The organism is Bacillus sp. AP50 (assembly GCF_040492675.1).
GTDB lineage: Bacteria > Bacillota > Bacilli > Bacillales > Bacillaceae_G > Bacillus_A > Bacillus_A cereus.
In genome coordinates this window covers 1-11,295 of record NZ_JBEUTW010000174.1, presented here as the reverse complement: position 1 = coordinate 11,295, position 11,295 = coordinate 1, and the positions used below count along the sequence as shown (strand labels likewise).

Genomic DNA, 11,295 nt, shown 5'->3' with positions numbered 1-11,295 from the left:
TAAAATGTTTTCTATGAAATGTAAAAGAGCCTTTTGTGACTAATGCTGAAAAGCTAGCTCTTGTTTAATTGATTGCAAAGAATTGGCGAATAATTCTGGTTCTTCTAGATCAGGAGAATGTGCTGAGTTTGGGAACCAAATCATCTTTTTTATAGGCGCTTCAATAATATCGCAATATTCCTGAACGAGTGCATAAGGAGTTTGATAATCATAGCGACCAGAACAAAAATAAACTGGAATAGATAAACTTGAGATAGAAGAAAAGAAATCGATTGTCAGCATTTCTTCCCATAAAACGCCAGATTTTAAATTTCCTGCGAGAAACTTGAACCAATCTAATAGCGTGTACTCAGGAGAAAAGAAACCTTTTCGTATGAAAGAAAAGGAAGATCCATTTTGGATTGCGCCTCCGAATGTGCCAAGCCACTTTCTTTGAATAATGAGACGTCTCGTATCTAAAAATGGTGGCTTTCCTAATTTTAAAAGGGAAGCTAATGCTTTTTTATGATTATGTTTTTTTGCAGAACGAATTAAATGTTGATATAGCAATTCTTCATTTTGTTTCATATGTACAATTTGCCCAATACCGATGTAAGCCTCAATATACTTTGGATATTGATGTGCTATGTTAAGCCCAATAATACTTCCCCAAGAATGACCAGCGAGAAATAGTTTTTGTTTGTTGAACCTTTTAAGTACATATTGAATCACTTCTTTTGCATCGGAAACGAATTGTTCGATTGTGAAATTTGCTCCGAAATCTTTCAGTGAAAAGGATTTACCAGCCCCGCGCTGATCCCAATTAATAACAATAAATTGCTTCTCTAATTCTTTTTGAAAATGGCGAATAAATCCGATTTGTGCCATCCCAGGTCCGCCGTGACAGCATAATAAAATAGGTTGCTCTACGTTTTGTCCACGCATAAGGAGAGTTTGTTTTCGATTATTAATCATAACGCTTTCTATCGTAGCGATACTGTTAGGAATGAGTTGTTTGTTTTCATTATAGAACTGAGGGGTGTAGCTACGAAAAAGCATATTGAAAACCTCCTTTTGTGAAATCGTATGAATCGCACAGGCTATTCATTTTGCATATACTGTTAGAAAATCATTGTAACATACCATACTAGTGTCATTTCAACACGGGAGGAGGGAAATTGTGACGATTGGAGAAATTATAGATGGTTTAAATAGACGTGAACCCATCGCTATTATAGCAAAACGTCTTGAAATAAGCCCGTATACATTATCGAAGAAATTAAGATTGATTGGATACGAATATGATGGAGAGCAGAAGAAACGTATTTTTGTAGGAGATGGAGAAGAACCACGTCACTTACAACTCCAAGAAGCGACCGCCCTTCAATATGAGAAAACAGATTATCAATTGTTAATTTATGAGCAATTACAAAGCATTTATGAATTATTAAGAAAAAGAGAAGAAGTAATTGTACCAATTATGAGTAAAAGTACAGAGAAGAAGAGACGAACCTTTTCTATTAATACAGAAATATTATCACAATTGGACCTTATATCAGAATCGAAAGGAATTCAAAAATCTAAACTTGTAGAAGAGGCGTTGCACCAATTTTTACAGCAATATGAAGTTGACAAAACATCACATTTTGATAACTAAAGAAAAGGATACTATGTTCATTGGAAGAACGAGTATCCTTTTTATGATGTATATTACGTATAAAATAGAGGATCAGTATAAATCCTTTATGGCGTGAAAAATGAAATTTATTATTAGAGAAACACTTAATTTACTTTTTGAATTCTTCCATCAATAACTGGCTGAATTGGTTCTTTTAATTGTTTTACGTAATCGACTAACGCTTCAAAGTCGTTTGGACCAGTTTCTGCATTTTTACCATTTTTAAATGATACGAATCCGTCACCGCCAGAAGCTAAGAAGGCATTTGCAACTACGCTATACATTTTAGATGGAGATAATTCTTCTCCGTTTGTTAAACGTATATTTGTAACTTTTTCACCGTTTGGTTTATTTGCATCCCACGTATATTGAATACCTGAAATTTGAAGCATTCTTGTTGTTCCTTTTTGCCATTGCTGATTTAAAATATCGCGAATGTCTTGACCTGTTAAATCTACTTTAATTAATTGATTTCCAAAAGGTTGAATGCCGTATAACTCACCCCACGTAATATCACCAGCATCTAAGTCATTACGAATGCCACCAGGATTCATGAGGGCGATTTGAGTTTGCATCGTTTGACGCTGAGCATCGGCAACTAAATTTCCAAGAGTGGACTCACCAGCATCATTTTGTTTGCGGTCGATAGGTGCTGTAGATTTTCCGACTACTTCATTTACAAGTGGTGCAATTTTTTCTTTATATTGATCTAGTTTTTTCTTTACTTGTTTATCAGGTTCTACACCTTCATGATAGGTTGTAACAACTTCAGCTTTTTTCTTTACAATATCCTTTGTTTTACGATCAATTGTTACATCCACGTCTGAGAAAGCCGTTCCGTATGAATTTGCTTGGACAATTAGTTTATTATTTACTGTACCATTTACATACGTATGACTATGTCCACCGAAAATAACATCAACTTCTGGGTCTGTTTCATTTGCAATTCGAGTAAGATCGCCATTTGTTACCCCAGACTCATCGGTTGTTCCACCGACATGAGCAAGAACGACGATAGATTTAACGCCGAGACGTTTTAATTGTTGTGTTGATTTATTAATTGCTTCTACTTCATCAGTAATTTGTACATTGTTAAGCATCGTAGGCATAACGACATTTGGTGTATCAGTTGTAACAACCCCAATGAATCCTACAGGAACACCATCTACCATTTTTACAGTAAACGGTGGTAAAAATAAGCGGCCAGTTGATTTGTTGTAGAAGTTAGCAGCTACATAGGGGAAGTTAGCCCCTTTGAAATTCCCTGTTTTTTCATGATATCCACCGTAAATGAGGCGTTGCATTTCATCAATACCTTCATCAAATTCATGGTTTCCGATTGTACCGACATCAAATTTTAAGTCATTTAAAAATTCAATTGTCGGTTCATCTTGTAATAATGCTGAAACTGGTGGACTAGCTCCGACGATATCACCAGCATGTACGAGAAGTGTATTAGGGTTTTGTTTTTTACGTTCTTTTAAATAAGTAGCTAAGTAATCAGCGCCACCAGCTTCTTTATTATTGATTTTTTTAACAGTATCTAGTTGTCCATGGAAATCATTAATACCAAGCATTTGTACGTCTATGTAGCGGTTTTGTTCAGCTGGATTCTGAGATGGGGGAGCGGCAAATACGCTTGAAAAAGTAATGGTGCTTAAAACAGCAACGGCAGGAATAATTTTTTTCCACATAATATAATTCTCCTTTTTTTATAATCTGACATCATACGACATAATTTTAATAGATTCATAGGATTATAGCTACATAAAAATTTAGTATTTTCGAAAAATTAACATATTTACAAAAAGTGAATAATAGAGTGAAGACCTTTTTTTATTGTCGATTTCATCGTGTATCTACTATAATGGAGAAAAAAGTAAAAGGTGAGTAGCATGAAGAAAAAGAAACAAAGACAAATACAAAGACAATCACAAGTGAATCAACCGAAGAAAGAAACACTTACATTAGGCGATCAATTAAATGATTCACTCATGCAACAATTAAAGAGTAAGAAGAAAGAGTTGCAAGTGAGGGAAGAGGAAAAAGAGGCAGCTGAACTGGAAAGAAAGCGCCAAGAACAAAAAGAACGTGAAAAGAATAAATCATTTGAAGAACTGCTAAGTGAAAGTAACCTTACTTGGAAAGACTTTAAATAATAAAAAATGATCAGTGGTATTTCACTGATCATTTTTTGACGAGCTTGTAAGAAAAGGGGAGTTAGAATGAGAAAAATTATCGTTGTTCCACATGAAAACCATTGGAGTGAAAAATTTCAAATGGAGGCTGAAAGATTAAAAACAGCGATGCCAGAAACGGTGAAAATTCATCATATTGGAAGTACGTCAGTGCCCGGACTGGCAGCTAAACCTATTATTGATATGATCATGGAAGTAGAAAATATCGAAAGAGTAGATGGGTGGAATGAACGATTTATAGAGCTTGGTTACATCGTAAAAGGGGAAAATGGTATTTCAAGACGCCGATATTTTATTCATGGAACTGAAGAAAAACGTTCGTATCATTTACACGTGTTTGAAAAAGGAAATCCAGAGATTGTAAGGCATTTAGCGTTTCGTGATTATATGATGGCTCATTGTGAAGAAGCAGAGGCATATGCAACCTTAAAGAGAGAATTAGCCGAAAAGTATACATATGATGGCACGTTATATACGGAAGGGAAAAATGAGTTTGTGCGCAATGTGGATGAAAAAGCGAAAGAATGGAGAGAAAATAACTTAAATGAATGAGTTCACGTTATTTTTTAGCTATATAAAAGTGTTATGTAAACTGTACGTATGTTTTGACTTTTGGGATGAATCTTGTTGAAATAAAGTTGTGGCTTATAAAAAATGTAACAATGAAAGGGAGACGACTGTGCATATTCCAACAACTACACTTCATAATGGCGTGAAAATGCCGATGATTGGTCTAGGCGTATATAAAGCGAAAGAAGGAGACGAAGTAAAGCAAGCAGTAAAAACAGCGTTAGAAGTTGGATACCGTTCGATTGATACAGCAACTGTATATGAAAATGAAAGCGGTGTCGGAGAGGCGATACGTGAATCAGGAATTCCAAGAGAAGATATATTTATAACAACAAAAGTATGGAACGACGATCAAGGATATGAGGAGACACTCGAGGCGTTTGAAAAGAGTTTGAAAAAATTACAAATGGACTATGTAGATTTATATTTAATACATTGGCCGGTAAGAGGGAAGTATGTTGATACGTACCGAGCTTTGGAGAAATTGTATGAAGAAGGTAAAGTGCGCGCGATTGGTGTTTCTAATTTTCATAAACATCATTTAGAACTATTATTACCAAATTGCAAAGTGAAGCCGATGGTAAACCAAGTGGAACTTCATCCGATGTTGACGCAATTTGAGTTGCGCAATTATTGTCAAGATGAGCAAATTCAAATGGAAGCATGGAGTCCGTTAATGAGGGGCGGAGAAGTATTCCAGCATCCAATCATTCAGGCTATTGCTAACAAATATGAAAAAACACCTGCACAAGTTATATTAAGGTGGGATATTCAAAGCGGAATTGTTACAATTCCTAAATCTGTTACACCATCTCGTATTGAAGAAAACTTTACTATTTTTGATTTTGCACTAACTGAAGAAGAGATACGTCAAATTAACACGTTGAATCGTGATTTACATGTAGGAACGAATCCTGATAAATATGATACGTTATAAAAAAGACTGTCTCCTAATACTGGAGACAGTCTTCTGTTTATCGGTAATTCGATATTTTTAACGATGCAAAGCATATGTGTCATATTTAACAATCTTTTGAAGTTGTATATATTCTTCTTTCGTTAAAGGTAACTGTTGGCTAGCTCGTATATTTTCCTGTAATTGTTGAAGCGAGCTTGCACCGGGTATAACAGCTGCAACAGTCTTACTATGTAAGCAATATTGAATAGCTGTTCCTGTTAAAGAGCGTTCTCCAATCGTTTCTTTTACACTCGCTAGAGTTGTATGTAATTCATCGTAAGAATAAGAGAGATAATCCTTTTCCTTTACTCTTTCTATTTTTTTTGCATTGTTGTCAGTTAAAATTCCTTTTGCAAGTGGTCCGCGGGCAATGACGCTAATTTGGTGTTCATTCAGAAGGGGGAACCATTCTTCTGGACGACGATTTAAAAGGCTATATTCCATTAGTACACTAACGATGTTTGAGCGTTTTGCATACTCACGAACGACATTTGGGCGTATAGAAGAAATACCGTAATGGCGAATAATACCTTCCTTTTTCAATTCTTCAAAAGCTTCAATTGTTTCATCTATTGGATCTTCAGTCGTTCCGCCATGAAGTTGGTAAAGATCAATATAATCAGTTTGAAGTCTACGTAAACTTTCCTTTACTTCAGTTTTTATGTAAGCTTTAGAAGGATCCCAAGACCAGCCATTTTTTTCTTCTGTCCAACGATTTCCAACTTTCGTTGTAAGAACAATTTGGTCTCTTCTTCCCTTCAAGGCTTTTCCAACAAATTCTTCATTTAATCCGTAATCATATAAATCTGCTGTATCAAAAAAATTAATTCCTAAATCGATTGCTTCATCGATAATACGCATAGCTTCTGTTTCAGATGTACCGAGAGACATACAGCCAAGGCCCATTTCTGTAACAAACAAATCTGAGTTTCCTAATTGACGTTTTTTCATAGGTCAACCTCCTTACCTTTATTGTACGAGAGGGAAAAGAGGTTGACAAACGTTTACTTTTCGTTTCGCATTAACTGCCCGTAAAAGCATGATTAATGTTTCACTTTATTTGCTGTAATCCACTCTTGTACAGTTGTATACTCTTTGCTATATTGCTTTAGCTTATGGCGAATTTGCCATGCTTTTCCGACTAAAGTGACGCGATTTGGTAAAATATAAACTTTCATTTCTATCACGCTCCTTTCAATGTGGTAAAATGTATGAGGAAAGAATAGGAAATAGAACAGGGAGATGAAGTAGTATGAGTAATCTTGCAGAGAGAACAGTAAAAACTGAGCCGATTTTTGATGGTAGAGTTATAAAAGTTCGTGTTGATGATGTAGTATTACCAAATGGAGCAATGAGTAAACGTGAAATTGTAAATCACCCTGGTGCAGTTGCTATTATTGCTATTACTGATGAGGGGAAAATTGTGCTTGTTGAGCAGTATCGTAAAGCGCTTGAAAAGGCGATTATAGAAATTCCAGCTGGTAAGTTAGAACCTGGTGAAAAACCTGAGGTAACAGCAGTTCGTGAATTAGAAGAGGAAACAGGATATGTATGTGAAAATATGGAGCTCATTACTTCTTTTTATACATCTCCAGGATTCGCAGATGAAATTTTATATGTATATAAAGCGACAGGTTTGACAAAAAAAGAAAATAAAGCTGAGTTAGATGAAGATGAGTTTGTGGAATTAATGGAAGTATCGTTAGAAGAAGCGATTACTCTTATGAAAGATCTTCGTATTCATGATGCGAAGACGATGTTTGCAGTACAATATTTACAACTACAAAAATAAACACTCGCCAAAGGCGAGTGTTTTTTAATTGATTTTTGCATATACACGTGCATCACGTAAGCTACCATCTGGTGCTAGGAAATCATTTTCCATTGTACCTTCTAGAATGAATTCTAGACGTTCTGCTAAGCTACATGCATTTATATTTGTTGCATCAGTACGAATTTCAATTCTTCTAGCGCCTAGTTTATCAAAGGCGAACTGAATTGCACCTTTAACAGCTTCGGTCATATAGCCTTGTTTTGTATAGGCACTATGTAGCCAGAAGTGAAGTGAAAACTTTGGAATATCCCAGTTTTCAGGCTTTAGTGTAATTGCTCCGATGAATGTACCAGATACTTTATCGTATAAGTGAAAATCAAGTGTTTCACGAAGTAAAAACTGTCCGTGAGCTTCGCGAACAATTTCTTCAGCACTCTCTTCTGTTTCAGCGTTAATTGGTATCCACGGTACTAAGTCTTCTAGAGAAGCTTGGATTGCTTCATATACTTCTGCACCATCACCTGGAAATGGTTTACGAACTTGCAAGCGTTCAGTTTGAAATAATGTTGGAAAATCTAATAATAATGGTTTCAAGAGAAATCCCTCCTATTCTCTACTTTTTAGTTTAGCAAAGTAGAGCGGAATTTCAATGTTAATTCGTCATACTTTTTTCTTTCTTTCATACATTTTTAATAAGAGTGTGAACGGAGGGAAGAAAAATGTGGCGAAAAAATTGGCAAGACCGTGTAATGTCTCACATACAGGAAAACTCTTCATTATATATATTTAACGCCGTTTTATTATTGATGGGAGTAATATTCGGAGCTATTCTGGTGAATAGTTTACAAATCAATCAAAAACAAGATTTATCATTTTACTTACAACGTTTTTTTGGACAAGTCTCTAAAGGAGAATTTGCCATTGCGGGCGAAATGTTTCGAGAAAGTTACTTTTCGCAATTAAAATACATCGGATTTATTTGGATTTTAGGGATTTCAATTATTGGATTACCACTTATTTTTATTTTATTATTTGTAAAAGGAGTTGTCGTTGGATTTACAGTTGGTTTTTTAGTAAGTCAGCATGGATGGAATGGACTATTATTAGCATTTGTATCTGTTTTGCCACAAAATTTAATTATCATTCCAGTCTTTCTCGTTATGACAACTATTGCTGCAAGTTTTTCTTTACGGATGATTAGGCATCAATTTATTAGAAAAATAACCGAGCCACTATTACCATTATTAATCCGTTATACATGCTTCTTTCTCGTAATTGGAGTGGTGTTAGCACTTGCTTCTAGTGTGGAGGCTTACGCATCACCAGTTTTAATGAAAGAAGTCGTTGAGGCTATTAATAAAAAATAAATACTTTTTGAGAATAATTATCAATTTGTTTTTATTGTTTTTTTCTTTTGACAGAAGCCCTTCTTCTGATATAATGGTGTAAGAGTGGCGAGGAGGGAGTAGTACCGAATGGAAGAAAGAATTGAACGAATTAAGAAGCAATTACATGCAGCGAGCTACAAATTAACACCGCAACGTGAAGCAACAGTTCGTGTGCTGCTAGAAAATGAAGAAGATCATTTAAGCGCAGAAGATGTTTACCTCCTTGTAAAAGAAAAGTCGCCAGAGATCGGATTAGCAACCGTCTATCGAACTTTAGAACTATTATCTGAGTTAAAAGTTGTCGATAAGATTAACTTCGGAGACGGTGTTTCACGCTATGACTTACGCCAAGAAGGTGCGCAGCGTTTCCACCATCATTTGATTTGTACACAATGTGGTGCTGTACAAGAAATACAAGAAGATTTACTTGGTGAAGTGGAAAGGAAAGTAGAACGAGACTGGAGCTTTAAGGTGAAAGATCATCGTTTAACATTCCATGGGATTTGTAAAAATTGTCAAGAAAATGAAACGGATGAAAAATAACCTTTTCCTATTTATCTAGGAAGAGGTTTTTTATTTGAATAAGGTATAAATTGGTGAAAGCTTGGCATATGTTGTAATAACTTATATTTTGGAGGAATTTACAATGCGCCGAGCTTTAAAATTAACTTTTGATGGAATAAAAGTATTTTTATTATTTACAAGTTGTACGATTTTGTTTTATTTCGCTATACTATGGATAAATGAAGAATATGAAAGCTATCATCGTTATGAAAAACCTAAAGAAGAGACTGTAGAAAAAGTATCAGGGAATGAAGAACCGGCAAAGGATGCTTTCGTAAATAGAATGATGTTTTTCTATGAAAATGGGGAGTAGTGTAGAGTGGAAGATCAATTAAAAGATTTTATTCATTATATGGTTGTCGAAAAAGGATTAGCAAAGAATACAGTAGTATCTTATGAACGGGATTTAAAAAGCTACGTAAAGTATTTGCAAAATGTGGAACAGACGAAAACTTTTCATGAAGTGACCCGTTTACATATTGTTAATTTTTTGCAGTATTTAAAAGAGAACGGAAAATCTTCGAAAACATTGGCGCGTCATATCGCATCAATTCGTTCGTTCCACCAATTTTTACTTCGTGAACGAGCGGTAGAACACGACCCATCCGTACATATTGAAACGCCACAAGGGGAACGGAAATTACCAAAAGTATTATCAGTTGATGAAGTAGAGGCGTTACTTCAAACACCAAAAATGACAAGTGCTTTTGGGATTCGTGATAAGGCGATGCTAGAGTTACTGTATGCGACAGGACTTCGTGTTTCAGAATTGATTGCACTCAATTTAGAAGATGTACATTTAACGATGGGATTTGTTCGTTGCATAGGGAAAGGGAATAAAGAAAGAATTATTCCACTAGGAAGTTTAGCAACGGAAGCGATTCAAAAGTATATTGAAAAAGGAAGAAGAGAATTAATGGGGAAAAAAGTAGTAGATGCACTCTTTTTAAACCATCATGGTAATCGTTTATCAAGACAAGGATTTTGGAAAATATTAAAACGATTAGCGAAAGAAGCAAATATTGAAAAAGAGCTTACACCTCATACGTTGCGTCACTCGTTTGCTACGCACTTATTAGAAAATGGAGCAGATTTACGTGCTGTACAAGAAATGCTTGGACATGCAGATATTTCAACGACTCAAATCTATACGCACGTTTCAAAAACTAGATTAAAAGATGTATATAAACAGTTTCATCCGAGAGCATAGTTACTATGCTCTTTTTTCATAGATTAAGAGGGGAAGACCGCTTCACAGAAACTTCACAAACATTTCGTATATTGTTTTCAGCAGAAGACTGGAATATTACAATGTATTTCCTCTATACTAAATAAAGTATAAAGGAGGAAATGATGATGAAAAAACTGATTATAACTTTATTTATCGCGATGCTAGCGTTGGCTGGCTGTAATACAAACAAAGAAGAACCGAAAAAAGAACAGAAACTTGAAGCTGTAAAAGTAGCAGTACAAACAAATCCGAAAGAAATTAAACCAGGTGAAAAAACAGAAGTACAAGCACTTGTTACACAAGGGAAAGAAAAAGTAACGGATGCCGATGATGTAAAGTTTGAAATTTGGAAAGATGGCGACGAAAAACACGAGATGTTAGATGGTAAGCATAAAGGAAAAGGTGTTTATGCAGTAGAGAAAACATTCGAAACGGATGGAGTATACCATATTATCGCTCACACAAATGCACGTGAAATGCACGTTATGCCAGAAGTAAAAGTTGCTGTAGGAAATGCGAAAGTAGAAGATGCAAAAAAAGAAAATAGTGATCACAGTGCAGGACATGGAGATCATAAAAGTGACACAATGATCCATCTTATGGCTGGAGACATAAAGGCAAATGCTGAATCTACAATGAAAGTTCATTTAAAGCAAAAAGAAGAAGCATTAACTGGTGCTGAAGTACAACTAGAGATTTGGAAAGATGGTGTTGAAAAACACGAATTTATTCCAGCGAAAGAAGGAAATAAAGGAGAGTATGAAACGAAACATACTTTCAAAGAGAACGGTGCTTACAAAGTGAAAGTACATGTAAGAAAAGGCGAATTGCATGAACATAAAGAAGAAACAATAGAAGTAAAATAAAAAGTAGCTCTTTAGAGCTACTTTTTATTTTTAATATGAAGAAATAAATCATAAAAAAATTAGCACTTCGTTGCAGAATGGATTACAAT

Annotated in this window: 15 protein-coding genes; 10 read left to right on the top strand and 5 right to left on the bottom strand. The window is 35.1% G+C overall.

The genetic code is table 11. From position 1 onward, the window contains the following. Positions 1 to 39: 39 nt before the first annotated feature. Positions 40 to 1,038, bottom strand: a complete 999-nt coding sequence (locus tag ABWK52_RS14840) for an alpha/beta fold hydrolase (RefSeq protein WP_000898967.1) — start codon at positions 1,036 to 1,038, stop codon at positions 40 to 42. A 121-nt stretch (positions 1,039 to 1,159) separates the two neighbouring features. Between ABWK52_RS14840 and ABWK52_RS14835 the strand changes: the two genes are divergently transcribed. Further along, complete coding sequence (locus ABWK52_RS14835) at positions 1,160 to 1,636, top strand: ribbon-helix-helix domain-containing protein (protein WP_000151926.1); 477 nt, start codon at positions 1,160 to 1,162, stop codon at positions 1,634 to 1,636. A 125-nt stretch (positions 1,637 to 1,761) separates the two neighbouring features. Here ABWK52_RS14835 and ABWK52_RS14830 read toward each other — a convergent pair whose 3' ends face one another. Further along, on the bottom strand, positions 1,762 to 3,351 hold the full coding sequence (locus tag ABWK52_RS14830; protein ID WP_000265548.1) for a bifunctional metallophosphatase/5'-nucleotidase: 1,590 nt from the start codon (positions 3,349 to 3,351) through the stop codon (positions 1,762 to 1,764). A 201-nt stretch (positions 3,352 to 3,552) separates the two neighbouring features. Between ABWK52_RS14830 and ABWK52_RS14825 the strand changes: the two genes are divergently transcribed. The 3 genes from ABWK52_RS14825 to ABWK52_RS14815 all read left to right on the top strand — a co-directional run bounded on the left by ABWK52_RS14825 (position 3,553) and on the right by ABWK52_RS14815 (position 5,362). Next, positions 3,553 to 3,816, top strand: coding sequence for a YqkE family protein (locus ABWK52_RS14825; RefSeq protein ID WP_000727548.1), 264 nt, complete (start codon positions 3,553 to 3,555; stop codon positions 3,814 to 3,816). A gap of 66 nt (positions 3,817 to 3,882) precedes the next feature. Further along, positions 3,883 to 4,407: a GrpB family protein gene (locus ABWK52_RS14820; protein WP_001226445.1), complete on the top strand. Its 525-nt coding sequence runs from the start codon at positions 3,883 to 3,885 to the stop codon at positions 4,405 to 4,407. 127 nt (positions 4,408 to 4,534) lie between these two features. Continuing rightward, the gene (locus ABWK52_RS14815; protein WP_000547991.1) at positions 4,535 to 5,362 is read left to right on the top strand and encodes an aldo/keto reductase; all 828 of its coding nucleotides are present in this window, start codon (positions 4,535 to 4,537) and stop codon (positions 5,360 to 5,362) included. Positions 5,363 to 5,419: 57 nt separating this feature from the next. Here the strand turns inward: ABWK52_RS14815 and ABWK52_RS14810 are convergent, their stop codons facing one another. Both ABWK52_RS14810 and mciZ read right to left on the bottom strand, forming a co-directional pair. Next, the gene (locus tag ABWK52_RS14810) at positions 5,420 to 6,334 is read right to left on the bottom strand and encodes an aldo/keto reductase (protein ID WP_000747227.1); all 915 of its coding nucleotides are present in this window, start codon (positions 6,332 to 6,334) and stop codon (positions 5,420 to 5,422) included. 92 nt (positions 6,335 to 6,426) lie between these two features. Continuing rightward, positions 6,427 to 6,561 carry a Z-ring formation inhibitor MciZ gene (mciZ, locus tag ABWK52_RS14805; RefSeq protein ID WP_000870302.1) on the bottom strand — a complete coding sequence of 45 codons (135 nt, stop codon included), beginning with the start codon at positions 6,559 to 6,561 and terminating at the stop codon, positions 6,427 to 6,429. A gap of 74 nt (positions 6,562 to 6,635) precedes the next feature. Here mciZ and ABWK52_RS14800 point away from each other — a divergent pair, with 74 nt between their 5' ends. After that, on the top strand, positions 6,636 to 7,175 hold the full coding sequence (locus tag ABWK52_RS14800) for an NUDIX hydrolase (protein WP_000067041.1): 540 nt from the start codon (positions 6,636 to 6,638) through the stop codon (positions 7,173 to 7,175). Positions 7,176 to 7,199: 24 nt separating this feature from the next. On the opposite strand, the gene ABWK52_RS14795 is transcribed toward ABWK52_RS14800, so the two are convergent. Next, positions 7,200 to 7,751 carry a GNAT family N-acetyltransferase gene (locus ABWK52_RS14795; RefSeq protein WP_000803479.1) on the bottom strand — a complete coding sequence of 184 codons (552 nt, stop codon included), beginning with the start codon at positions 7,749 to 7,751 and terminating at the stop codon, positions 7,200 to 7,202. Between the two features lie 155 nt (positions 7,752 to 7,906). Between ABWK52_RS14795 and spoIIM the strand changes: the two genes are divergently transcribed. The 5 genes from spoIIM (at position 7,907) to ABWK52_RS14770 (ending at position 11,206) form a co-directional block, all read left to right on the top strand. Then, positions 7,907 to 8,524, top strand: a complete 618-nt coding sequence (gene spoIIM, locus ABWK52_RS14790) for a stage II sporulation protein M (RefSeq protein WP_013142149.1) — start codon at positions 7,907 to 7,909, stop codon at positions 8,522 to 8,524. 108 nt (positions 8,525 to 8,632) lie between these two features. Further along, positions 8,633 to 9,088: a ferric iron uptake transcriptional regulator gene (fur, locus tag ABWK52_RS14785; protein ID WP_000392657.1), complete on the top strand. Its 456-nt coding sequence runs from the start codon at positions 8,633 to 8,635 to the stop codon at positions 9,086 to 9,088. A 103-nt stretch (positions 9,089 to 9,191) separates the two neighbouring features. After that, positions 9,192 to 9,422, top strand: coding sequence for a YqzK family protein (locus ABWK52_RS14780; protein ID WP_001250432.1), 231 nt, complete (start codon positions 9,192 to 9,194; stop codon positions 9,420 to 9,422). A gap of 6 nt (positions 9,423 to 9,428) precedes the next feature. Further along, positions 9,429 to 10,319, top strand: a complete 891-nt coding sequence (gene xerD, locus ABWK52_RS14775; protein ID WP_000390088.1) for a site-specific tyrosine recombinase XerD — start codon at positions 9,429 to 9,431, stop codon at positions 10,317 to 10,319. 146 nt (positions 10,320 to 10,465) lie between these two features. Continuing rightward, positions 10,466 to 11,206, top strand: a complete 741-nt coding sequence (locus tag ABWK52_RS14770; protein WP_000733456.1) for a FixH family protein — start codon at positions 10,466 to 10,468, stop codon at positions 11,204 to 11,206. The last annotated feature ends 89 nt before the right edge of the window (positions 11,207 to 11,295 follow it).